Here is a 26,017-nt window from a genome sequence, read left to right as displayed (position 1 = left end):
TTAAATTTCTTCTAAAGTATCACAATGAAAATCTCTATCTGCTCTTTTCATTGGTACTTTTGTCTTACCACCATTCATTTTTTCGTTAAGCATCATATTAATTAATCTGCTTTTTTCTTCTTTTATAGCGGCTCTTTTTTTGATGTCTTCTTTTCTATCAAAGAAAATTCTACCATCTACAATTGTTTTTTCTGCTTTTGCGTAAATAGACATTGGGTGATGGCTCCATAAAACAACATCAGCATCTTTACCTTCTTTTATACTACCAACTCTATCATCTATATGTAATAATTTAGCAGGATTAATGGTTACGGTTTTCCAAGCTTCTAATTCAGACATTCCACCATACTTCATTGTTTTTGCAGCTTCTTGATTTAAACGTCTAGACATTTCTCTATCATCAGAATTAATTGCTACAGTTACACCAGCATTATGCATAATTGCCGCATTGTATGGTATAGCATCATTAACTTCGTACTTGTAAGCCCACCAATCAGAAAAAGTAGAACCACCTACACCATGCGCTGCCATTTTATCGGCTACTTTATATCCTTCTAAAATATGTGTAAATGTGTTTACTTTAAAGTTGAATTTTTCTGCAACCTTCATTAACATATTAATTTCTGATTGAACATAAGAGTGACAAGAAATAAAACGTTCTCCGTTTAAGATTTCTACTAATGTTTCCATTTCGTCATCTTTTCTGTATGGTTTACCAGTTTTCTTTAAAGCTTCATATTCTCTTGCTCTTGTAAAATAATCTGTAAACATTTGTTCTACACCCATTCTTGTTTGAGGAAAACGAGTTCCGTTAGGACTTCTAGATTGTTTTACATTTTCACCTAAAGCAAATTTTATAAATTTAGGCGAGTTGTCATAAATCATATTTTCTGCATTTTCTCCCCATTTCAATTTAATAATTGCCGAACGACCACCAATTGGGTTTGCAGAACCATGTAGTATTTGAGAAGATGTTGTACCTCCAGAAAGGTTTCTGTAAATATTAATATCATTAGGATCTATAACATCTTCCATAGTAACTTCTGCAGAAGAATTTTGTGCCCATTCATTTACAGCAGATGCAGCAATATGAGAATGCTCATCTACAATACCTGCAGTTAAATGTTTACCAGTACCATCAATTTCTGTAGCTCTTCTTGCCTTTAAATTTTTACCAATTTTTGCAATTTTTCCATTTTCTAATAATACATCTGTATTTTCTAAAATACCAGCATCTTCACTTGTCCAAACAGTAACATTTTTAATTAAAATCGTTTTTGTTTCTGGTAAAGAATAATTTCCGAAACCAAGGTTTGGGTAACTTACCGGAAGCACAACAACAGGTTGCTCTTTCGATTTTTTACTTTTCTTTTTACTATCTTTTTTTACTTTTTTACTTGCAGACCAAGCTGTTTCGTTACCTAAAGTATCAAAAGCAGCACCTTGCATTACGTTAGCTGGGTTTATAATTTTACCCATCATTCTTGTATATCCGCTATCTTCATTTAAAGTAATAGAAATCCAATTATCTTTAAATGAGAATTTAGATTTAATCTTTTTGTCACCTAATTTAATAACTGCTGTTTGTTTCGCTCCTTTACCAGAAATGGTTAAATCGTAACTTTTATTATTAACAGAAAGCATGTAATTTCCTGTTATATCTTTAATAGAGATATCGTTTATTACATTTTTATCTCCTTGAATCCAGTTTTCGTAAATTGTTGTTTTAGCATCAAAAATATCACCAGAAGTAATAATAAAGTTTGCATAACTACCTTGATTTAAATTACCAATATTGCTATTACCAATGATAGTTGCAGGAATTGTAGTTAAAGAAGCTAATGCTTTTTTAGAATCAAAACCGTATTTAATTGCTTTTTGTAAGTTCTTATGAAAAGATTTTACAGATTTTAAAGAACGCGTTGTTAAAGCAAAATTTACTCCGTTTTCTGATAATACTTTTAAATTAGAAGGTTCTTGATTCCATTTACGCATATCTCTTAAAGAAATTTGTTGCGCTAATAAAGGATTAGAAACATCATATGCATTGCTAAAATTAATAGGAATTATAAAATTCGCATTTGTATTCTTAATATCCGCTATTCTTTCAAATTCGTCTCCAGAACCTACAATTGTATATTGTATCCCAAACTCATCACCAACTTTGTCTGCTCTTAAAGCATCTAGTAAATTGCTAGTTTCGAAAATTTGTACTAAATTTTTATTACTATTTAAAGCTTCTAAAGCCAAATCTTTATTTTTCATGTTACCATTAGCGTACCAATTAGCATCATTATAAGTTTGTCTTAACAAAGCCATTGCACCCATTCTAGAACCAGGATATGCTTGTCTAGAAGTTACACTTTTATTAAAAGATAAATATTGAGCAGATTTAGTATCTAAAATTCTGTAAGCATCAGAAGAATTAGGATTTAAAGCAATTAATAAACCGTTTCCACGAATAATTCCATCATTCATGTGCGTATTAACTACACCAAAACCAGCGTTAATTAAATCTTTGGCTTTTTTAGAATCGAAAGAAAAATCTTTAATAGGATTCACATCTGGTCTAATATGATCGTTCCAATAATAACCTTCTCTAGAAGCAGCATATTGCGTTCCTCTAGAATTACCAGATGCTCTATTTGGTTTTTTAATACCAAAATCTGAATATAAATCAATAAAAGAAGGATAAATTGTTTTGCCAGATAAATCTACAATTTTTGCACCTTTTGGCACATTAATAGATCTACCAACATTGGTAACTTTACCATTTTCTATTAATAAAGTTCCTTTTTTAATCACCTTTTCTGGTGTCACATAAATAGTAGCATTGGTAAATGCAACTAATGTGTTGTCTGTAATTTTTACTCCTGCGTCTGTTGGAAAATAATCTTGCGCTTGCATAGAAAAAGCCAACATACACGAGAATAATAAGAGTAATTTTCTCATGAGTTTGAAATAGTTATTTGAATTAATTGCCCTAAATTTAATTAGTAGCATTTTGTTAACTGTTAAATGTGGTTAATTTAACATAAATTTAAGAAAATGAAATCTACTCAATATCATCAAAATAGGTGATTAATAAATCGACAACATAATTGTAAGATTCAATTCCGTTTGTTTGATTATTTGCTTTTAAATAAGAGTTATAGCCTTTTTTTATAATTGGTTCAAATGGGTTTTTGTATTCTTGCCAAAAGTGATAGCTCGCATTAAAATCTTTCGAAATTCCAGGGTTAACCGTTTTCCAAAGTTCCTTATATTGTTTAAAATCTCTTTTTCTAATTTCTGATATACAATAACTAAAAGCCATTCTGTAGCTGGCATATTTAAAGTATAAATCGTCATTATAATTTGCCGCTAAAAAACCAATAAAATTCGCTTCATTTTCGGCTGCGAAACCAATTTGATGCGCCATTTCATGACAAATAGTTGTTGGGTATCCTGTTTTCGGAATTCTACTATTTACTTGCGCTTCACCTGTTAACGGATTCAAATAACCAGATGTGCCGTTGTAGGTTTGTATCAAACTCATTAAAGAACTTTTTACAGATTTATATTGATATTTTAATTGCGGAAAATCGGTTTCTAAGTTCTTGTACCCATTAATAGCCATTTTATACATTTCTTTTTGACTATACGGATTTTTAACTTTTAAAGAATCGTTATTTGTTAGCTCAAATTGATATTTATTTAACTTATTAATAATTAATGTTGTGGTAGAAATTAATTGTGCAGTTGTATATTTATTTTGATGATAATTTAAGTTTTTAGCCAAAGGTTCTCTGTAATAATTTAATCCCCAGAAAAGATAAAAACAAAAGTAAATTATTGCTATAATTGCAGTAAAATGAATCATTTTCGGAATAAAATTTTTAAATCGAGTTTTAATTAATCGAAATAAAAAACGAAGGAAAATAAAAAGTAAAAAGGTAATTAAAAGATCGCCAACAGAAAAAGGAATCCAACCTAAAAATATTCTTAAAAATTTAGAAATGTAAGGGTAAATTCCGTTTGAATAATAATGCTCTATAAACGCATTATTCTTTGCCGAAAGCTGCACTAAAAGAATCATTATTGGCAAAGAAAAGGCTAAAAATAAATGTTTTTTATTAAAATTCATATGTGTAAAAATAAGAATTCAAAATAGAAGTTGACTGGTTATTAACAAGATAATAACAATTTAGTTTACAATATTTGTCAACAAATAAATGTTATATATTACAAACATCTAACAAAGTAAAAAAGTACATTTGCAATCATGGAAAAAACGAGTGCAATCGCAGGAAAAAAGATAGACAAGAGTAAAATTATTAGTCTAGAAAAAGGGAAAATCCCGCCACAGGCAGTAGAATTAGAAGAAGCTGTTCTTGGTGCAATGATGATTGATAAAAAAGGAATTGATGATGTAATTGATATTTTAAGTGCAGAAGCATTTTACGATCAAAAGCATCAAGAAGTATACGCTGCTATTTACGAATTGTTTCAAAACTCAGAACCAATCGACTTATTAACAGTATCTAACTTACTTAGAAAGAATGCTAAACTAGATTTTGTTGGCGGAGATTTGTATTTAATTCGTTTAACACAAAAAGTAGCTTCTTCTGCGCATATCGAGTTCCATGCTCGTATTATTCTTCAAAAATACATCCAAAGAAAATTAATTTCTATATCAAGTGAAATTATAGAAAATGCTTATGATGAAGGTACAGATGTTTTTGACCTTTTAGATGATGCCGAAGGTAAGTTATTTGAAGTAACACAAGGAAATTTAAAAAAGAGTTCAGAAGATGCAGGATCGCTTGTTAAGCAAGCATTAAAAAAGATTCAAGAAATTGGTAACCAAGAAGGAATGTCTGGTTTGGCTACAGGTTTTACAAAATTAGATGCGTTAACTTCTGGTTGGCAACCATCAGATTTAGTTATTATTGCTGCAAGACCCGGTATGGGAAAAACAGCATTTGTAATTTCGATGGCTAAAAATATGGCGATAGATTTTAATCATGGTGTAGCTATTTTTTCTTTAGAGATGTCTTCTGTACAGTTAATTACACGTATGATTTCTTCGGAAACAGGATTGACTTCAGAAAAATTAAGAAAAGGAAATTTAGAGCCACACGAGTGGGAACAGTTAAATGTAAAAGTAAAACGTTTGTCTGATGCCCCAATATTTATTGATGATACGCCATCTTTATCTATTTTCGATTTAAGAGCAAAAGCAAGACGTTTGGTGTCGCAGCACAATGTTAGAATCTTAGTAATTGATTATTTACAATTGATGACTGCAGGAGGAAAAGCAGGCGGAAATAGAGAACAAGAAATCTCTATGATTTCAAGAAATTTAAAAGCTTTGGCAAAAGAACTTTCTGTACCAGTTATTGCTCTTTCTCAATTATCTCGTGCGGTAGAAACTCGTGGTGGAAGTAAAAGACCTTTATTATCAGATTTACGTGAATCTGGTGCAATTGAACAAGATGCCGATATTGTTAGTTTTATTTTCCGTCCAGAATATTACGGAATGACAGAATGGGATGACGATGACCATTCACCGTGTGAAGGACAAGGAGAATTTATTGTAGCAAAACACAGAAATGGTGGGTTAGATAATATTCGTTTAAAATTTACAGGTCATTTAGCAAAATTCTCAGATTTAGAAGAAGGATTTAGTTCAGAATTTCAATCTTCTATGAATGCAGATTTCCCAGAAGATCCATTTGCCGGAGAAGGTGGTGTAGATCCAAAAGATGCTTTTGGAGATGATGATGTTCCTTTTTAAGTATTAAAGTATTTATAAATTTATAGAAATACACAATTGCTTCTAAAGTAATTGTGTATTTTAGTTTTTAATATGAAGAAACTTCTAACAATATTTATATTTCTATTCGTTTCCAACTCAATTTGGGCATCATTTATATATGTTCCTATGAGTGATGATAATCAAAAAAATCATTTAAAAGCATACGGAATTGTTTATTATTCTTTAGAGGCAGGTTTAAAATCTAAATGGCTTTTAAATTATGATGGTGGCGCATTTTTAATTGAAAACAATAAGATTGTAGAAAATGAATGCAAAATTAGAGGTGTTTCTTATCAAGTAATTTCAGATGCAAAATCACAATTAATTTTACAGGAAATTGCTGCACCTTCTTCAAATCAAGATGCTGTTACCTTAGAAAAAGCGCCAAAAATAGCGGTATATTCTCCTAAAGACAAAATGCCTTGGGACGATGCTGTAACCATGGTTTTAACCTATGCAGAAATTCCTTTTGATGTAATTTATGACAAAGAAGTTTTAAACGATAAGTTGTTGTTGTACGAATGGTTGCATTTGCATCACGAAGATTTTACAGGGCAATATGGCCGATTTTATGGTTCTTTTAGAACGACGCCATGGTATATAGAAGGAAAGCAAAGAGCAGAAAAACTAGCAACCGAATTAGGTTTTAATAAGGTTTCTGAAGAAAAATTAGCTGTAGCAAAGAAAATTAGAGATTATGTAGTTGGTGGCGGATTTATGTTTGCAATGTGTTCTGCTACCGATAGCTTTGATATCGCTTTATCTGCAGACGGAATTGATATTGCAGAAGCAATGTTTGATGGAGATGCGTCTACGCCAAATTATCAATCGAAAATAAATTATAACAAAACTTTTGCATTTAAAAATTTCGATTTAATTAAAAACCCAACAACTTACGAGTTTTCTTCTATTGATATGACAAGAAAACGTAAAATACCTAAAACTTCAGATTATTTTTCTTTGGTAGAGTTTTCTGCAAAATGGGATCCTGTGCCAACGATGTTAACACAAAACCATACAGTTTTAGTAAAAGGATTTATGGGACAAACTACTTCTTTTGATAGAAATACAATTAAAAGTAATGTCTTAGTTTTAGGAGAAAATAAAGTGAATAGAGAAGCAAGATATATTCACGGAACAAAAGGTAAAGGAATGTTTACTTTCTACGGCGGACATGATCCTGAAGATTACACGCATAGAGTAGGAGACCCTAAAACCGAATTAGATTTACACCCAACTTCACCTGGTTACCGATTAATTTTAAACAATGTTTTATTTCCGGCAGCCAAGAAGAAAAAGCAAAAAACATAATTATCCTTTTTTTTCTAGTTGTTTGATATAAAAAGAAGGATTCAGTTCAGTTTCTTTAAAGAATGCTTTCGAAAATGTTTCTGCATTTTTAAAACCGACTTCCTTCGCAATTGCATCAATACTAAATTTACGAATGGTAGCATCTTTTTCTAATAAATCTAAGGCATAATCAATTCTCAATTTTCTTAAGTACGTAGAAAAATTACAACCTTTTTTCTGATTGATAACTTTAGAAAGATAATTAGAATTTGTTTCTAATTCTTTAGCAAGTATACTCAGAGTAAGCTTATTATTTGTAAAGTTTTCTGGCTGTTGTTCAAAAGAGTCTAACTTAGCAAGCAATTCTGTAATAATAGTTTCTGATAAGTTTTTCTGAGTATTTGTATTAGAGTTTACTGAATTTTCAACTACTTTTTTATTTTTTAATTTGATTGTAAGGTTATCAAATTTTTGTTCTTGTTTTTTTCGTTTTCTAAATTGATACAGAAACAATATAAATGATAGAATTAAAACTATCGCAATATAAATTCGTGATTTCTTGTAAAAAGAAACCTCGTTGTTTAATTCTGATATGATTTTTTGTTTTTCAGCAATTAATTTTGGTCTATCGTATTCTTCTGTAAATGTTTTAGAGAGGTTTTTATTTCTAACATTTAATATACTATCGACTTTTAAATATTTATTAATGTATTTGAGTTGATTTTTTATGTCTTGATTATTCTTATAGTATTTAATTAGAAAAGAATAACTATTTTTTTGTGCATAAAAAGTGATTTTTTGTTTTTGATACAGTGAGTCTATAAGTAAATTATATTTTAAAGCTTTTTTAGTTTTATTTAATTTTATGTATGATTTTGCTATTAAATTATAAGCATCAAAAATTGCCCTATAATTTTCATCCTCTATTAAATATGGCAAAGATTTAGAATAATATTTTATAGATTTTAAATATTCTTTTTCGTAGTAGTGAATTAAACCTTGATTATTCAGTGAATATCCAATTAACAAACTATCTTTTATTGATTTGGAAAACTGTAAAGCTTTTTTATTATAATACCTACTAGAATCATTGATTTTTAATTTTAGATAATTTCTAGATATATTAAAAAGTGTAATAAAATAGTTCTCTGAATTAATAATATTATGCTTTAAATTATTTTCATCAATTATTTCTAATAATATTTTGTTTGACTCATTTATTTTACGTGTTAGAGTTTTAATACTTGCCAGTTTTATTTGAAAAAGATATTTTAAACTATCATTCTTATTCTGTTTTAAATATTTAAATCCTAAAAGACAATTTTTTAAACATTCATTGGTTTTTTCATTGTTATAATAAAAAAAAGTCTTTTGATAATAAGCAAGCGCAGGAAACATTTTTGTAGGGTTACTTTTTGAAATATTAATTATGGAGTCTAAATAATCAATATATATGGAATCATTTTTATGAACCTCTCTTAAGTAGTATTTTCCACTAATAGCATTTACAATATCTTTTTCCTTGACCGCTTTATTAAAATAAAAATTGGCAAACTTTTTAGCCTTTATAGAGTCTGTAAATTTATATTCATAATATTTATCACTTAATTCATCAAACGTATAATTTTCAAATTTTTTAGAATTCTGTGCAATTGTATTAAAACTGCCAAGAAACAAAAGGAATGATGTTATGTATAAAACTATTTTCAAAGGAGTGCTTTTTCTTTTTTCAATGCGAAAATACATTTTTATTTATTTTCGTAAACAAGTGCTTAAGTTTTAAGTTTATTTTAAAAACACTACTTCTTTTTTTCTAGTTGTTTAATGTAAAAAGAAGGATTCAATTCAGTTTCTTTAAAGAAGGCTTTTGAAAATGTTTCTGCATTTTTAAAACCGACCTCCTTCGCAATTGCATCAATACTAAATTTACGAATGGTAGCATCTTTTTCTAATAAATCTAGTGCATAATCAATTCTCAATTTTCGTAAGTACGTAGAAAAATTACAACCTTTTTTCTGATTGATAACTTTAGAAAGATAATTAGAATTTGTTTCTAATTCTTTAGCAAGTATACTCAGGGTAAGCTTATTATTTGTAAAGTTTTCTGGCTGTTGTTCAAAAGAATCTAACTTAGCAAGCAATTCTGTAATAATAGTTTCTGATAAGTTTTTCTGAACATTCGTATTAGAGTTTGCTGAATTTTCAACTACTTTTTTATTCTTTAATTTGATTGTAAGGTTATCAAATTTTTGTTCTTGTTTTTTTCGTTTTCTAAATTGATATAGAAATAGTATAAATGATAGAATTAAAATTATCGCAATATAAATTCGTAATTTTTTGTAAAAAGAAACTTCATTATTTAATTCTGAAATAATTTTTTGTTTTTCAGCAATTAATTTTGGTCTATCGTATTCTTCTGTAAATGTTTTAGAGAGGTTTTTTCCAACAGACGCTTGAATACTATCAACAAAAATTTGTTTTTCAATATATTTAAGTTGGTTTTTTAAATCTCCTTTATCCTTATAATGATGAGAAATATAGTTAAAACTATTTTTAACCTTTTTAGAAGGTATTTTAGTTGTAATATATAATGAGTCTACTAAAAAATGATATTTTAAAGCATTTTTCTCATTGTTCAGTTTTTCATAAGATTTCGCAATGTAACTATAACAAAGTGATAAATTCCTATAGTTTTCATCAATTATTAAGTAGGGAATTGACTTTTTAATATTTAAAATTGTTTTTTTGTAAGCACCATTTTCAAAAAAACATCTTCCTTTTAGGTAATAGCAATAACCTTTTAAGAAATTGTCATTTTTTTCATAAGCAAACTCTATTGCTTTATTTATAAAAATATTACTAGAATCAATTTTTTTTAACTTAGCGTATAATATGGATATATTCATTAATACAGCACTATGTTTATTATCAGAAACTTTATTTTTATTATTTATGTAGTATTGATTACACTCTAATAAGATTTTAAGAGACTCTAAATTTTTTTGATCAAAGTTTTTAAGTGTACTTATTCTAATTTTAAGAAGATAATTTAAACTATCATTTTTATTTTTTTTTAAATTAGATGATGCTAAAATATAATTTTTTAAAGAGACATTGAACAATTCATTATTAAAGTATAAATTTCCTTTTTTTAAAAATGCATAAGTAGGATACATTTTATTTGGATTCAACTTAGTTTTACTAATTAAAGAGTCTAAATAATTAAGGTAAATAGAATCGTTCTTATAAACTTCGCTTAAATAATACTTCCCGTCAATAGCGTTTACAGTATCTTTTTCCTTGATAGCTTTATTAAAATAAAAATTGGCAAACTTTTTAGCTTTTATAGAGTCTTTAAATTTATACTTATAGTATTTTTCAGATAATTCATCAAACGTATAATTTTCAATTTTTTTAGAATTCTGGCAAATTGTGTTAAAGCTAACAACAAATAATAGAAGTGATACGAACTTAGAAATGTGCAATTTTAATTTTTTTTAGCAAAAATACTTAATTTATCACATAATTTTAATGAAATTTTATTCAGTTAGCTATCAGGTGATTAAAGTTCCCATTTGTACCTAGTATGCCGTAATTCATGAATTCCGACTAGCTTCATTAGAATTTCCTTTCAAAAAAAAATACATTTACACCGAAGAGTAATTGAAGAAGGGTTTATTATCAAACTTAGATAATTAAAAGGGAAAATTTACGTGAAAAAGAAATATTCGAACCCTTCTTTTACTTTCGCTTTTAAGTTGTCTATTGTATTAAAAAAAATTACTTTTGCTAAAACAAAAACAACAGAATGCCAACAACACAACAATTACAAGATTTTACACAACAGGTTCGTAGAGATATATTAAGAATGGTGCACAAAGTAAATTCTGGTCATCCAGGAGGTTCTTTAGGATGTGCAGAGTTTATTACTTGTTTATATCAAGAAGTAATGGATTATTCTACAGATTTTAAAATGGACGGTGAAAATGAAGATTTATTCTTTTTATCTAACGGTCATATTTCACCTGTATTTTACAGTGTTTTGGCTCATAGTGGTTTCTTTCCTGTAGAAGAGTTAAATACTTTTAGATTACTAGATTCTAGATTACAAGGGCATCCAACAACACACGAAGGTTTACCTGGTGTGCGTATTGCATCTGGTTCTTTAGGGCAAGGTTTATCTGTAGGTATTGGTGCTGCAGAAGCAAAAAAACTAAACAACGATTCTAAAATTGTATATACTTTACACGGTGATGGTGAATTGCAAGAAGGTCAGAACTGGGAGGCAATTATGTATGCATCAGCAAAAAAAGTAGACAATTTAATAGCAACTATAGATTTAAACGGAAAGCAAATTGATGGTGCTACAGACGATGTTTTAAACATGGGAAGTATTAGAGCTAAATTTGAAGCTTTTGGTTGGGACGTGTTAGATGTTAAAGAAGGTAATGATATCGAAGCAATTTTAGCAGGTTTAGCAGAAGCAAAAGCTTTAACCGGTAAAGGAAAACCAGTTTGCATATTATTACATACAGAAATGGGGAACGGTGTAGACTTTATGATGCATACTCATGCGTGGCATGGTAAAGCACCAAGTGACGAGCAATTGGAAACTGCATTAGCTCAAAATCCAGCAACTTTAGGAGATTACTAATCATTTACTATTACTATAAATCACAAAAAGAGTTTTTCATGCATTTGAAAAACTCTTTTATATTTTTATTTAGAATAATAGTGTAAGATTAAAAGTATCTTTACAACTAAGAATTTAATTTTTTAACCTTTTTAGAAATTACATGAAAATAGGTATTGTTTGTTATCCAACCTTCGGAGGAAGTGGAGTAGTAGCTACAGAATTAGGTATGGCATTGGCTAATAAAGGACATGAAGTTCATTTTATAACATATAATCAACCAGTTCGTTTAGATTTTTTATCTCACAATCTACATTTTCATCAAGTTGTTATCGAAGAATACCCTCTTTTCGAATATCAACCTTATGAGTTGGCGTTGTCAAGTAAAATGGTAGAAGTCGTAAGAAAACACGATTTAGAAGTTTTACATGTACATTATGCAATTCCGCATGCTTACGCTGCATATATGGCAAAGCAAATGTTAAAAGAAAAAGGTTTAGATGTGCGTGTAGTTACTACATTACATGGTACAGATATCACTTTGGTTGGTAGTCATCCAACCTATAAAACAGCCGTAGAATTCAGTATTAATAATTCTGATGTAGTTACTTCTGTTTCTAACAATTTAAAAGATACTACCAATAAGTTATTCAATATTACAAAAGATATAAAAGTAATTTACAATTTTATTGATGTAGAAAAGTACGACAATGCACATAAAGAAGAATGTAAAAGAATTGCTTTGGCACAACCAAACGAAAGAATCTTTACGCATGTTAGTAATTTTAGACCTGTAAAAAGGGTAGAAGATGTAATTAAGGTTTTTGCCGCAGTAAGAAAGGAAATTCCTTCTAAATTATTGATGATTGGTGAAGGGCCAGAAAGAGCAAAAGCAGAAAAATTAGTAAAAGATTTAAAAATTACTGATGATGTCTTCTTTTTAGGAAATAGCACAGAAGTTGCTAAAATTTTATGTTATACAGATGTGTTTTTATTACCATCACAAACAGAAAGTTTTGGTTTGGCAGCATTAGAAGCAATGGCAGCAGGTACAGCTGTTATTTCTACCAATACAGGCGGATTGCCAGAAGTAAACATTCACGGCCAAACAGGATACTTAAGTAATTTAGGAGATGTAGAAGACATGGCTAAAAACGCCATTTCAATTGTTAAAGACGATGCAACTTTAGAGCAGTTTAAACAAAATGCAAAAGCACATACCAAACAATTTTCTTTAGATAGTATTTTACCTGTGTACGAAGAAATATACAAGTCTTGTTATAAAAAGTAACACTTAAACTTTATAAAAAAAGCTCAAACAATATGTTTGAGCTTTTTTTATATCTAAAAATGTAGAAAACTTATTTTCCAAAAAGACCACCTAACATTCCTCCAAGGCCACCTTTACTCTTATTTCCTCCTAAAACCATTCCTGCAACATCATCAATTACACTTCCGTCACCATCAGCATCTAAAATTTTCTCTAAAAAGCTTTGATCGTTGTTCGCAGAACTACCACCTAACAAACCACCTAAAAGACCTGTTAAATCTCCAGAATTGCTAATGTTTTGTTCTTGTTTTTGTTTACCTAAAACACCCATTAAAATTGGTGCAGCAACTTTTAAGATATTTCCTACAGAACCAGCATCTAAACCAGATTTCTGACTAATTACTTGTTCTACACCTTGTTGTTTGCTACCTAAAATATGTCCTAAAATACCAGCACCATCTTGTTTCACAGACTCATCAACACCACCTTCAAATAAACCACCTAAGTTATTTAAAATACTACCATCATGTTTACCTGTTAAAGCTCCCATTAAACCAGCTGCACCCTCAGGAGAAGAAGCGTTTCTTTCCATTGCTTTCATTAAAACGGGTAAAGCCATTGTTAATGCACTACCTGTTTTACTTGTATCGTTACCTGTAGAACTTGCTACACCAGAAACAATTTGTTTTCCTAAATCACTGTTTAATAAGTCTAATATACCTGACATTTTTATGTTTTTAATAATTAATATGAATGTTTTCTAAAAATATGACACAATATACAAATAAAGTCACTTAAATTTTTAATTATTTTTTTATCTTTCACCACTGAAATAATTTTAAACAAATAGATGAAGAAACTAGCATTACACTGGAAGATTTTAATAGGAATGGTTGTAGGTATCCTTTTTGGATTGTTAATGACAACAGTAGACGGTGGTTCTACTTTTGTTGCCAATTGGATAAATCCTTTTGGAAGCATTTTTGTAAAATTATTAAAGTTAATTGCGGTTCCTTTAATTATAGCTTCTTTGGTGAAGGGTATTTCAGATTTAAAAGACATTTCTAAGTTTAAAAATATTGGTTTAAAAACAATCGGAATCTATATTTTTACAACAGTTATAGCGATTACCATTGGTTTATTATTGGTTAATGTTGTGAAGCCAGGTGATGGTATATCAGAAGAAACTATTACAAAATTAACAGAAACATATGCCAATAGTGGTGGTGTGCAAGCAAAAATTGCCGAAGCTTCAAAGCAAAAAAGTAGCGGGCCTTTACAGTTTTTAGTAGACATGGTGCCAGATAATGCCATGAAAGCTATGAGTAACAACAAATCGATGTTACAAGTAATTTTCTTCACAATATTTTTAGGAATCTCTATGCTTTTAATAGGTGAAAAAAGATCGAAGCCTTTAAAAGACTTTTTCGATTCTTTGAATGAAGTTGTTTTAAAGATGGTCGATTTAATTATGTTATTTGCGCCAATTGCAGTATTTGCTTTATTGTCTAATGTAGTGGTTTCTTCAAATGATCCAGATTTATTAATTGCACTTTTAAAGTATGCAGCAACCGTTGTTGGTGGTTTATTTTTATTGGTTGTTTTTTACATGATTTTGGTAAAAGTGTTTACAAAAAAGAATCCTTTTTGGTTCTTAAAACAATTAAGTCCTGCGCAATTATTGGCGTTTTCTACAAGTTCTAGTGCAGCTACTTTACCTGTAACTATGGAGCGTGTAGAAGAGCACATTGGTGTAGATAAAGAAGTATCTAGTTTTGTTTTACCGGTTGGTGCTACCATTAATATGGATGGAACCTCTTTATATCAAGCAGTTGCAGCAGTTTTTATTGCACAAGCGCTTGGATTCGATTTAACGTTTGTAGATCAATTAACAATTATAATTACAGCTTTATTAGCTTCTATTGGTTCTGCTGCAGTTCCTGGTGCAGGTATGGTAATGTTGGTAATTGTATTAGAATCGGTTAATTTTCCGGCAGATAAATTAGCCATTGGTTTGGCATTAATTTTTGCGGTAGATAGGCCTTTAGATATGTGTAGAACCGTAATAAATGTTACCGGAGATGCAACTGTTGCCTCTTTAGTTGCCAAATCTGTTGGTAAATTACACGACAATCCAACTCCAAAAAACTGGGACGATCATTACGACGAAGTAAAATAATACGTCTACAAAATGTCTTTAAAAATAACAAAACCGTTAGTAACTGTAGATTGGTTGTACAAGCATATAAACGATACAAATCTTGTCGTTTTAGACTGTACAATCCCTAAAGTGACGGATGTTGCTACAACAGACAATGCAAAGAAATGTATTAAAGGTGCCCTGTTTTTTGATTTAAAAAAGACTTTTTCAGATCAAAATGCAACGTTACCAAATACAGTTTTAACGGCAGAAGTATTTGAAAGGAAAGCTCAAGAATTAGGTATAAATAACAATTCTGTAATAATTTGTTATGATGATTTAGGCATTTATAGTGCGCCAAGAGTTTGGTGGATGTTTCAGCTAATGGGGTTTAAAAACATAGCGGTTTTAGATGGTGGTTTGCCAGAATGGAATGCTAACAACTATCCAACTGTTGCTAACTATTCTATTAAAAGTGATAAAGGGAACTTTACAGTCGATTTTAAGCCAAATAAACTCAAAAATACAGCAGCTGTTTATAAAGCAATGTCTAACGACACCAGTGTTATTATAGACGCTCGTTCAGAAGAAAGATTTTTAGGAACAGCGCCAGAACCTAGACCAGAATTATCTAGTGGACATATTCCTAATTCTATAAATATTCCATTCAAATTTGTGTTAGAAAGCAGAAAAATGAAATCTTTTGATGATTTATTTAAAATTTTTACTAAATTTGAAAACGAAAATGAAATCATATTTACCTGTGGATCAGGTATAACGGCTTCAATTTTAGCTTTAGCAGCAGCAGTTTTAGAAATTAAAAATACAGCTGTTTACGATGGTTCTTGGACGGAATGGGCTAGTAATGGTAATTTACCAATTGTAAAAGAAGTATGAATTTAGATTGGACTAAAAAAGACTTTGAAGCCTACGTATTATTATATGCAGCTCATTGTAACCATGTAGAAGATATTGCAGAGCAAGATTATATCCGAACCAAAGTAGATGAAGTAACTTTTCATAGAATGCATACAGAGGTTGTTGTAGATTCTGATGAAGAAAATTTAGATAAAATACAATCTTTTGTTTCAGATAATGAATTTACTCAAATCGAAAAAGAAGAATTATTAAAGAATATAAAACAAGTGTTTTTTGCAGATGGAACTGTAGATGAACATGAAAAAAAAGGTTTTAGCATTTTAAAGAAAATAATTAGCTAAAATTTATAAATAAACGCATTACTGACCCTGCACGTACGAAATTTTTTTCTATGGATTAGTCGAAATGGGGGTTTTTACTAAATTATAAGTAGGGTCGTAATGAAGTTTTTTCTCAATCAATCAACGGCTTTAATCTTTTTAAAGCCGTTGTTTGTTTTTAATAAAGGCACATACTGCGTTACACAATTTTTACTGTACTTACTCCGCTACTTTTTTTGGTAATTTGAATTTGTGTGGGTATGCGCTCTTTTAAGTTTTCTACATGAGAAATAATACCAATTGTTTTCCCTTGAGATTGTAAAGTTTCTAATGTAGCAATTACCGTCTCTAAAGTATTGCCATCTAAAGTACCAAAACCTTCATCTATAAAAAGAGAATCTATTTTTACATTTTTACTTGCCAAATCAGACAGCCCCAATGCCAATGCCAAACTTATAATAAACTTTTCACCTCCACTACAAGTGTCTACCAATCTAGCTCTATCTGTTTGATAATGGTCTATTAAATTAAAGTTCAGTTCTTCTTTGGGTTTATAAGTGTCTTCTAGTTTTAAAGAATAACGCTTGTTCAAATTATACAAATGCACATTTGCTAAATCTAACAATTGTTTTAATGTTAAACGTTGTACATACACATTAAACGCATCTTTTGAGTTACCAATAATTTTAAACAACTCGCGCCAAACGTTGCAAATTTCGGATTGAGCATCTATTTTTTTATAAACCTCTTTATTTCTGTTTTTAATTTCTAAATCTTTTCTAAAAGTTTCTTCAATTTTACCTTTTTTAGTTAAAAGAGCATCTTTTTTGGCTTTTTCAGTGGCTAATAACTGTTTGCTTTCTTGTTCGGTAGTTGTAAAGTTTTTCGCAGCCTTTAAAGCGTTAAATTCCTTTAAATTATTTTCTTTTAAGGTTTTAATCTTTACTAAATTTTCTTGTATTCTTTCTTTTAACTTTTTATAATTTACACTTTGCTCGTCAGATAAAAGAGCCATTTCTATAGCTGTACGGGTTAAAAATTCACTAAGTTCAACTTCTTTATTAAAGTTGCTTTCTAGTTTAATTTTGGTATCTTTTAGCTTTTCTAAATCAATTGTTGTGTTGGCTAAAGACGTTTCTTGTTTGGTTTTTAAATTTTGTAAATGCTGCAGTGCTTCTTTACCAATTCGTTCTTCTTTCGATTGTTTTTCAATAAGTGATTGTAATGTTTTTCTTTTAGAATCTACAGAGGTTTCTATTGGTAATATGGCTACTCTTTGTGCTAGAATTTTATTCGCAATTGCATCTTTTTCTTTAAAGGTTTTTTGCAAGGTTTCCATATCTTGATGTTTTACCTTTAAAGTACTATCTATAGCTTCTATTTTAGCGGATAATACCTTTTGTTCAGATATAAACGAGGCTATTTCCTTTTCTTTGGCATCAAAAGTTAAGATGCTGTTTTCTGTATCTTTTAGAAATTGGTTTATAGCAGCGATAGCAGGCATTTCTAAAGCATATTTGGCTAAAGAAATTTTTAAACGTTCTTCTATTTCTTTGCTAAGTTTTGTTTGGGTAATAACTTTTTCGTTATGCGCTGAAATTGATTTTTTAGCATGTTTAACTTGTTCTTCTAAAGCAACAATTTGTGTGTGCAATGCACTATATGTTTGCTGTTGCAGTTGCATTGCTTTGCTAAGTCTGTCTTTTTCGTTTTGAGTTTCTTGGGCTTTTTGTATATTTTCTTGATGAACTTTTAATTTCTGCGCTAGCAATTGAATTTCACCATCAATTTTTTCTGAATCAGCCAATGCAGCAGCAACAGGTATTTTGTCTGCTTTTGTAGTTAATGCTGTTATTTCTTCTTTTTTATTTTTTAATTGTAGCGTTGTATTTTCTATTCGGGTAGTTATGCTAGTTTTTTGTTGTAAAAGTTGGTTTTGCTTTGCGTTCAGTTTTGCCAAATCTTCCTTTCGTTTCGTTAACGTGGCGGTTGCTTCGCTAATTTGAATTGCGGGTGAGTTTTCTGCAAACGGATGTTCTGTAGCACCACACAAACCGCAAGGTTCTCCTGGTTTTAAATTAGCTCTATCTGCTTTGTATTTGGCAACACTGCGCTCTAATTCTAAAATTTTAGTAGCATCTGTAACCAACGCTTCTTGTGTTTTTAGGTCTTTTTCTAAAGCACTAAGGTTGCTTTGTACTTCCTTTTCTTCTGTAGTTAATTTGTTTACGTCTAAAACCGTATTTGCTACCTGTTTTTGTAAAAGGTTGTATTGTTCCGAAAGGCTTTTTAATTCTTTCCAGTTCTCTGCTGCTTTTGCATCAATGGTTTGCAGCTGTAAAATGTCTTGTAATGTGTTTTTTTCTGAGTCTTTGTTTAAAAGACTTATTTTATTTTCTAGCTCTTTTTTGACATTGATTTCTTTGTCAAAAAGTAGTTTTTTGTTTTTTAATGATTCTTCGGATGCGTCAATTTCTTTGTTAACTCTAATGATAGCCTCGTTACTTTCGGTGATTGCCGTATGGTGAGTTTTTAACGCCGAAAAATCTTCTCGCCAATTGGTGAGTTCTTTAGCTACTGAGGTTAAAAAAGAATTCTTTTCGATGTAATTCGTTGCGGTCTTAATTTTAGCCTCAATAGTATTTAATTGCTCTTTTAATCGATTTCTTTCTTCAGTAGCTTGTTTTATTTGCGCGTCTAAAACCTTTTTATCTTCTAAAATTTTCAGTTTTGCCTGCTTCTCGGTTTTAAGCGTAGCATCTAATTTGGTAATTTCTTCAAACTTTGGCAACCAAGCAGTAAAGTTTTGTTCTTCTTTTTTTAAGGCCAAGGTATCTGCGGTTACCTGTTTTTCTAGTTGCAGTATTTTAGGATGTAAATCCTTTAATTCTTTATCTAAATTGCCCTTTGCTTTTTCTTTTTCTAGAATAGCAGTATCTAGCTCTTTTAATTCTTTTATCTTTTCTTTAAAAGGCAATGCTTTTTCGTGCAAAGCATAGGCGTCTAATTTCGGTTTTTGTTCTTTAACGTATTTTTCAATAGCATCGGCATTTTTTTCATTCTCTTCCTTTGCTTTTGTCAATTTTGAAAACTCTGTATACCAGTCTACAACGGTTTGCGATGTTTTAATAACATTTGCAGCTGTTAGAATCGCGGAATCAATCCCTTTACTGTCTTCTAATAATTCCTTTTTTTGTTCTTCACTTAAAATATCATCCGCATTAATTTTTGCCTGAATTTCTTTTAAGGTATTTTCTTCTTTGGCCTTTCGTTCTAAGATTCCTTGTCCAATTTTTTTATAAATCTGTTCGCCGGTAATTTGCTCTAAAAGCTTTCCTTTTTCTGGTCCTTTGGCAGTTAAAAATGCAGCAAACTCACCTTGGGCAAGCATTACAGATCGTAAAAATTGGTTGTAGTCTAATTGAGAAACTCTTAGCACTTCTGCTAATAGTTGTCTTTTTTGAGTTGCTAAAATAGCACCTGTCGTTAAGTTTTTTAAGCTTACTTCTTCTTTGGCGTTTTTGTAACGTTTTCCATTTTTGTCAGCAATTTTGATACCCCAAAAAGCCTCAAAAGAAGCCGTTTTGTTTGTAAATACAATTCTACTATACGCGTTTGTTGCGCCATGGCTTACCACATCTAAAAGTGTCCCTTTTGTACCGTTAAACCTAGGTACGTTATGGTACAAGGCAATGGTAATTGCATCTAAAATAGTGGTTTTACCTGCACCTGTAGCGCCTGTAATGGCATACAAACCAACATCTCTAAATTGTTCACTTTCAAAATCGATACAAATAGGAGTATCAGATTTTAAGGAATTGATATTTTGTAATTCAATTTTTAAAATTTTCATATCTAGATGCTTTTATTGTTTTTTTACAGATTGTAAAATCTCATTAAACGCATCCCAAATGGCTGGTTTTTGCTCTAAATCATAGGCCATTTCTTTGCATTTTAGCTTAAAAACTTCTGTAGGTACCAATTCTTTTATAGATTTTGTATTTTCTAACAACTCTTCAATCCCTTTTACAGTGCGTTCTCTTTGCAAGCCAATTTTTAAGATTTCAAAAGCGTGCTGTTCTGCTGCTCGTTTTAAATCTTCTGTATTTACAGTATGGTCTTCTTTTAAAACGATTTCTACCCAAGGCGTTAAATTGTAATCGTTTGTGGTAAGCTCTGTAAAAGTTTCGATGCAAGATGCTACAGTACCTGTAATTTTATAAAATTCGCGAAATCTTGGTACAATGGCTTCTTCAATATTGCAGATTGTATTATCCTCTACAGTTAATACAATAACTTTTTTCTCGTAACTCACTTCGCTAAAACTTAACACTGTTGGCGATCCCGAATATCGAACCTTTTCGTTGCCACCAATTATTTGCGGTCTGTGCAAATGCCCTAAAGCCACATAATCAAAATAGGGATTAAAATCTTCTGCACCAATATGGCCTAAAGTACCTACATAAATATTTTGTTCACTATCAGAAACAGAGCCACCGGTAGCAAACAAATGCCCCATAGCAATTACAGGTGCATTATTAGTGTTGATAGCTTTTGCAGCTGCAGCAGCTGCATCGTAATGATGTATTAATGCCGTTTTGTATTTGTCTATCAACTCGTCAAAAGTTTCACCGGCAACAGCGCGTCTAATATCACCGTCTCTCAAATAAGGTACGGCAGCAACAATTACTTGTTGGTTGTTTACATCAATGGTAAAAACTTCGTCTTTAATGTCTTCTGTAGCTTTGCCAATTACTTTTATAGACAAGGCGTCTAAAATAGGTTTGGGTGCATTTAAAGTACCTGGCGAATCATGATTACCACCCGTAATAATAACCGATTTACATGTAGTTGCTTTTAAATTCATTAAAAAGCGGTAGTACATTTCTAAACTTTGGTTAGATGGTGAACCCGAATCAAAAATATCACCAGAAACCAATAAAACATCTATTTTGTTTAGAATGATGTAGTTTTCTAACCACTCTAAAAATAGTGTTTGTTCTTCAAATTGAGATTGTTCGTGCAGTCTATGTCCCAAATGCCAATCGGCAGTATGCAATATTTTCATCGGTTACAATTTTAAGAAGTGTATCTTTTTCTAAAAACAAAGTTAACAACAATTAGTCTAAAGCACCATGACTTTTTGCAGTTGCTACCCAATGGCTTGCAATTTCTTGGGTATTTGCGCCCAAACCTCTTGCCAATTGTAAGGCTACGCCAATTAATAGAATGGCGGCATCGCTAATTTTAGCCAATGTATCTAAGCCACCAAAGTTATCTTGAATCTTAGCCATTAATAGCTCGTTGTGTGCTGTGGCAAAGTCAATTGGGTTGTCTATGGTTTTATCTATAGCCGGTAACATTAAAGCATCTAACCAATCTGTACCAATGCGTTGGGTTAAGTCTTCTGGCGATGCAGTACCCATTGCTTGCCACATTTGCAGTGTTTTGGTGTCTCCGGAAGCAGACAAACCTGTTTCTAACAATAACTGAAAAGCAACATCTGCAATATTTTGCATCAATTCTAAATACGCATCTTGGGCATTTTCAAAAGGTGTGGCTCCTTGTCCTTTTAAATAATTACCCACCGTTAATTTGGGCAAATTTAAAACCTCGGCACAATCTGTTAAACACGGAAATTCTTTGCCCTCGAACATATAATGTGCTTTGTTAAACTGTATTTGACGCCCTAAAGGATACAAACGACAAGCCAACGGTCTGCCATTATGTACACTGCAACCTTTGGTATCTATGTATTGGCTGCAAGCACTTTGCCCTTTGCTATCTTTTTTTCCGTTAAAGGTTAAACGAACGCCACCAAAATCTGTGTACAAATCTCGAAACGTTTTTGGAGATACTTTTTTCTCGATGCTAAATTGTAACAACTCCCACGGATTTAACATTACGGCTTTACCATAACAACATGTGCCGGCTCTAGAGCAGGTAAGGGGTAAAATACTTTCTGATGTTAGTTTTGTGGTTTGCATTGTTGTAGTCTATAAAACGGTAAATGTATTGTTTTTTTGCGTTCTTTTTGGTGAGAGATTTATCGTTTTAATTGTAATTTTGTTGTGTATTTATCTAAGAAAGTAATTCTTAATTTAGGATTTATTTACTATTACTTTTAAATACGATTTGATGATTTGAACTTTTGAATTGCGAAAAAGTAAAAGAATTTATGTTTTTTAGTACTTTTTTATTAAATCTTCTCTTTTAATATGTAGAACCCTTCACTTTCATTAAATTCATCTTTAATATTTTCTTTGAAAGATTCAGGATATTTGTCTAAACCAGTTGTTAAGATTATTTGATATTCTTTTTTACTGCTTTCACCTTTTTCAATAGCAAAATTGATTAAATCTAAATCTTTTTTTAAATTATCTTCATCTATACCAGAGTTCTCTGGTGTATCAATGATTAGTAGACCTGGATGTTTTACGGATACGTTTTTTAAAGATAATGCCAAAATTGTAAAATAATACATTAATCTTAAAGGGACATCAGCACTTTTGTTTTTATAAACACCTCCATCAATGATTGGCATATAATCATCATCAATTTCTGCAATATTTGCACCTGCTGAAGACTTTTGAAGTAATTCACAGTAGATTTTGTTGAATTCAGTAATTAATGATTTGTTTTGAGAAACAAATTCAAGGTGAAGTGCTCTAAACTCCTTGTTTGTAGATTTATATTTCTCATTTAAAGAATTAAATTTTTCTTCTAACCCTTCTTTTTTAATTGAAATTTCTAAAAGATATTCATACTTATCTAATTCCCTTTGTGTTTCTAATATTTTATCATTCAAACTATCTACTAGTTCAGTATTACCAGAAAATTCTATAGAGCTGATAAGTTTTTTTAGTTTTATGGTTAAATCATCTGATTTGTTTGACAAGAAATCTAATTCTTTTTTAATACTTATTATCTGTTTAAAATACGAATCTAAAGCAATTTGAAGAGTTTCTATACTTTTAGATTTGTGTTTTAATATAGTGTCATATTCGTTAGAATTATATACAAATTTCTCATAGTTTTCATCTTTAATTTCTGAGCCACAAAGACAATGATTTTTTACAGGTTCGTGCTTAGACATGCAGAAAGGGCATAGTTTAAATGAGAATAAATTTAATTTGTCATTAGTGAAAATTATTTTTTCAATTTCTTTAATTTCATTTTGTTGGTTCTCATATAATTTTGAAATTTTATTATACTCGATTTGAGAATTATTAACTAATAAATTTTTCTCAGAAATTTCTAAATCTGTCTGGATTAATTCTTCTTGAATTCCATTAATAAAATCAGCTTTATCATCAATTTTTGTGTTTGAACTTAAATATAATTGTCTCTCTGAATATGCTTTTTCTAATGTTTCTTTATAAGTTTTTAAATTATTTTCAATATTATTTTTTTCTAAATCTACACCACTATATTTTTCGTTAAAATCGTTTAGTGAAGATAAAGCAGTATCTTTTTTCTTAGTTATTTCTTTTAATTCGTCATGTTTTTTGAAATAGTCATCAGATGATATACCTAATAAAACTTCGAAAACTGTTTTTCTAATTATTAATGAATCAGAAACGAAATTTGAATTTATTGGTGCTTTATATATTTTCTTTGATTCTGTGTCTTGGTCATAAATTATTAGTCTTAATAAGTCACTAAAGTTTAACTTCCAAGAGTATGTACCCATATTAAGTTCAGAAATAGAAATGTTTAATTTTTCTAATAACCAATCTGAAAATATTTTATTTTGATTTCTCTTAATAGGTAGTACGCTAATTTCACTATTGTCATTTATGAAAATATCACTTTTATTAATGAATCGTTTGAGCTGATATTTTTTAGAATTAATTTTAATATCTAGCTCTACAAAATTATTTGTATCATTAACTATTTCGGTATATTCTTTATTAGTACCTTTTTCAAAATACTTGATATTATTACCTAAACAAAACTCTATAAAATATGTGAATGTACTTTTTCCTGAACCATTATCACCAACAATTAAATTTATACCATTGGTAAGTATTGGTGATTCATAAAAATATTTATCACCAGAATATTTAACTTTTTCTATTATTAAATTTCCCATGTAATAATATTGTTTTTTGTGAAAATTGTGTCAACCATTTTTTTTACCGTAATACCTTTTAATCTACTAATATTTGATTTTAAAAATTGGATGTTATTTATCTCATTTTCAAAGAAGTTTTTATCTAAAAAGTCTTTTGGGATGTTTTCTTCATTAATCCAAATGTCAAATGATTGATGAATGTGATTTATACTCATTCCAATAAATTTTCTATTTCTTAGAATAATTAAAAGATGAGACATTAATTGTTTTTTTAATTGAGCTTGAGAATATATTTTAGCTAATTCATTTTGGTCATAGCTATTAAAATTAGGGTTCAAATTTATAAAATGCACTAGATAAGCAATTTTCCTAAAATCTTTGAAGCTTGAACTTTCAGAATTAGCGTTAAACTGATTTAACACAAGTAGTATGTTGTACGCTAGAAAGTTATAGTCTTCTTTCTGAATGTACATCAATCTCCTCTTTGCATTTTCTTTTGTAGCAATCATACGTAAATTCCTTTTTCATCAAAAGAAAGATAGCACTCGTCTATTAATGCTAGCACTATTTTTTTTAATGTGTCTTTATTTTTAAATGGATAAGAGTAATCTTTTGTTCTCTCTTCTATTACAATATATGCTTGTTCTGTATAATCTGTAATAAGTTTATTAATTTCTATGTGTGATAATTCTTTTTTCTCATTTTCATCACAGAAGTCTAAAAGTTCTTTTTGACAAATTTCAAAAACTCTATATTTCATCGCACTAATTTCTCTTTCTGAATAGTTGCTCAATTCTACTTTTCCCGAAGCTATTTCTCTACAATACATTTCAATTCTAGCATCACGGATATTTGAGTTTACGTCTAGCAATTTATCTTTGAAATTTCGAATATCTTTTTGTTCTAAATTATCCCAGAGTTTAGTCGCTGAATCATCTTCTGTTTTTAAATTACTAGTAACTTTAGGGATTACTTCATTTATTAAGATTTGTTGAATTTGATCAATTTCATGGCTTTTACAGTCATTTATTTTTTCAATTAACATACTAAAATCCCATTCTTCAAATTCAAAACGTCCATCAATTTCGGTGTCAAAAGTTATAGTTCTTTTGGGCTTATCAATTTTTCCAAATAACATAATTACTTTTTTGTAATTATACTCATCTTTATATTTTGAAATTGTTTCTCTAACTTTTTTGGGTGTTGTAGTAGATGTCACTTGTAAAGCAATATCATTAATGTTATCTCCTAAATCAATAGAAGCAAAATTACCTTCTTCTGTATTTAGATTAATAAATTGTCGGTCTGAATATATAATATTTAATATATCTCTAAGAATATTTTCCAAATGAATATTTATATCTTGAAGATTTAAATGAGAATACAGTTTGATTTTGCTTTCTAACAAAGCAAAGGCATTAATTATTATGTCGGTTTTTACTCTTGCCATTTGGTATAGTTAAATTGCCTATAAATTGATACGATTGTTATTTCCCGTTTCAACGATTTATATTCATCGTCAGCGAATTTCGTGTATTTATATGTAAAAGCCAATAGTAAATACATATTTGTTTCTAAGTAAACTATTTATGCGCCTTAAGGTTTTAC

18 protein-coding genes are annotated in these 26,017 nt (G+C 29.8%); 7 read left to right on the top strand and 11 right to left on the bottom strand.

Annotation, left to right across the window (positions count from 1 at the left end; translation table 11 throughout):
• Together WG950_RS03200 and WG950_RS03195 are read right to left on the bottom strand one after the other, a co-directional pair.
• Positions 1 to 2,952 (bottom strand): amidohydrolase family protein, encoded by a 2,952-nt coding sequence (locus tag WG950_RS03200; protein WP_340934122.1) that lies wholly within the window; start codon positions 2,950 to 2,952, stop codon positions 1 to 3.
• Between the two features lie 103 nt (positions 2,953 to 3,055).
• Entirely contained in the window at positions 3,056 to 4,126 is a 1,071-nt protein-coding gene (locus tag WG950_RS03195; RefSeq protein ID WP_340934121.1) for a DUF3810 domain-containing protein, read from the bottom strand.
• Between the two features lie 138 nt (positions 4,127 to 4,264).
• On the opposite strand from WG950_RS03195, the gene dnaB reads away from it, so the two are divergent.
• A complete protein-coding gene (dnaB, locus tag WG950_RS03190) occupies positions 4,265 to 5,779 on the top strand; it encodes a replicative DNA helicase (RefSeq protein ID WP_340934120.1) in 1,515 nt (504 codons plus the stop codon).
• Between the two features lie 147 nt (positions 5,780 to 5,926).
• Positions 5,927 to 7,111, top strand: coding sequence for an asparagine synthetase B (locus WG950_RS03185; protein WP_340935224.1), 1,185 nt, complete (start codon positions 5,927 to 5,929; stop codon positions 7,109 to 7,111).
• On the opposite strand, the gene WG950_RS03180 is transcribed toward WG950_RS03185, so the two are convergent.
• Positions 7,112 to 8,800 carry a helix-turn-helix domain-containing protein gene (locus WG950_RS03180; protein ID WP_340934119.1) on the bottom strand — a complete coding sequence of 563 codons (1,689 nt, stop codon included), beginning with the start codon at positions 8,798 to 8,800 and terminating at the stop codon, positions 7,112 to 7,114. It lies immediately after the preceding gene.
• An 89-nt stretch (positions 8,801 to 8,889) separates the two neighbouring features.
• Entirely contained in the window at positions 8,890 to 10,575 is a 1,686-nt protein-coding gene (locus tag WG950_RS03175; RefSeq protein WP_340934118.1) for a helix-turn-helix domain-containing protein, read from the bottom strand.
• Positions 10,576 to 10,898: 323 nt separating this feature from the next.
• Here WG950_RS03175 and WG950_RS03170 point away from each other — a divergent pair, with 323 nt between their 5' ends.
• Both WG950_RS03170 and bshA read left to right on the top strand, forming a co-directional pair.
• Positions 10,899 to 11,744 (top strand): transketolase, encoded by an 846-nt coding sequence (locus WG950_RS03170; protein WP_079738664.1) that lies wholly within the window; start codon positions 10,899 to 10,901, stop codon positions 11,742 to 11,744.
• Between the two features lie 142 nt (positions 11,745 to 11,886).
• On the top strand, positions 11,887 to 13,014 hold the full coding sequence (bshA, locus tag WG950_RS03165; RefSeq protein ID WP_340934116.1) for an N-acetyl-alpha-D-glucosaminyl L-malate synthase BshA: 1,128 nt from the start codon (positions 11,887 to 11,889) through the stop codon (positions 13,012 to 13,014).
• Positions 13,015 to 13,084: 70 nt separating this feature from the next.
• Here the strand turns inward: bshA and WG950_RS03160 are convergent, their stop codons facing one another.
• Positions 13,085 to 13,720 (bottom strand): DUF937 domain-containing protein, encoded by a 636-nt coding sequence (locus tag WG950_RS03160; RefSeq protein ID WP_340934114.1) that lies wholly within the window; start codon positions 13,718 to 13,720, stop codon positions 13,085 to 13,087.
• A 123-nt stretch (positions 13,721 to 13,843) separates the two neighbouring features.
• Between WG950_RS03160 and WG950_RS03155 the strand changes: the two genes are divergently transcribed.
• From WG950_RS03155 to WG950_RS03145, 3 genes are read left to right on the top strand one after another with little or no spacing between them, the layout of a single operon-like run.
• Positions 13,844 to 15,172 (top strand): dicarboxylate/amino acid:cation symporter, encoded by a 1,329-nt coding sequence (locus WG950_RS03155; RefSeq protein ID WP_079738667.1) that lies wholly within the window; start codon positions 13,844 to 13,846, stop codon positions 15,170 to 15,172.
• 12 nt (positions 15,173 to 15,184) lie between these two features.
• A complete protein-coding gene (locus WG950_RS03150; protein WP_340934113.1) occupies positions 15,185 to 16,030 on the top strand; it encodes a sulfurtransferase in 846 nt (281 codons plus the stop codon).
• Positions 16,027 to 16,353: a hypothetical protein gene (locus WG950_RS03145; protein ID WP_340934112.1), complete on the top strand. Its 327-nt coding sequence runs from the start codon at positions 16,027 to 16,029 to the stop codon at positions 16,351 to 16,353. The genes WG950_RS03150 and WG950_RS03145 overlap by 4 nt, the downstream gene beginning before the upstream one ends.
• Positions 16,354 to 16,531: 178 nt before the next feature.
• Here WG950_RS03145 and WG950_RS03140 read toward each other — a convergent pair whose 3' ends face one another.
• The 6 genes from WG950_RS03140 to WG950_RS03115 all read right to left on the bottom strand — a co-directional run bounded on the left by WG950_RS03140 (position 16,532) and on the right by WG950_RS03115 (position 25,859).
• Complete coding sequence (locus WG950_RS03140) at positions 16,532 to 20,185, bottom strand: AAA family ATPase (protein WP_340934111.1); 3,654 nt, start codon at positions 20,183 to 20,185, stop codon at positions 16,532 to 16,534.
• A 12-nt stretch (positions 20,186 to 20,197) separates the two neighbouring features.
• On the bottom strand, positions 20,198 to 21,400 hold the full coding sequence (locus WG950_RS03135; RefSeq protein ID WP_340934110.1) for an exonuclease SbcCD subunit D C-terminal domain-containing protein: 1,203 nt from the start codon (positions 21,398 to 21,400) through the stop codon (positions 20,198 to 20,200).
• Positions 21,401 to 21,452: 52 nt separating this feature from the next.
• The gene (locus WG950_RS03130) at positions 21,453 to 22,319 is read right to left on the bottom strand and encodes a YkgJ family cysteine cluster protein (RefSeq protein ID WP_340934109.1); all 867 of its coding nucleotides are present in this window, start codon (positions 22,317 to 22,319) and stop codon (positions 21,453 to 21,455) included.
• A gap of 212 nt (positions 22,320 to 22,531) precedes the next feature.
• Positions 22,532 to 24,427, bottom strand: coding sequence for an AAA family ATPase (locus WG950_RS03125; RefSeq protein WP_340934108.1), 1,896 nt, complete (start codon positions 24,425 to 24,427; stop codon positions 22,532 to 22,534).
• Positions 24,415 to 24,918: a hypothetical protein gene (locus WG950_RS03120; protein WP_340934107.1), complete on the bottom strand. Its 504-nt coding sequence runs from the start codon at positions 24,916 to 24,918 to the stop codon at positions 24,415 to 24,417. Before WG950_RS03120 ends, WG950_RS03125 begins: the two co-directional genes overlap by 13 nt.
• Positions 24,915 to 25,859: an SMEK domain-containing protein gene (locus WG950_RS03115; protein WP_340934106.1), complete on the bottom strand. Its 945-nt coding sequence runs from the start codon at positions 25,857 to 25,859 to the stop codon at positions 24,915 to 24,917. Before WG950_RS03115 ends, WG950_RS03120 begins: the two co-directional genes overlap by 4 nt.
• Positions 25,860 to 26,017 lie beyond the last annotated feature (158 nt).

Source organism: Polaribacter marinaquae (assembly GCF_038019025.1).
Lineage (GTDB): Bacteria > Bacteroidota > Bacteroidia > Flavobacteriales > Flavobacteriaceae > Polaribacter > Polaribacter marinaquae.
The sequence above is the reverse complement of the archived record's forward strand: the minus strand, read 5'-3'. Positions and strand labels throughout refer to the sequence as shown.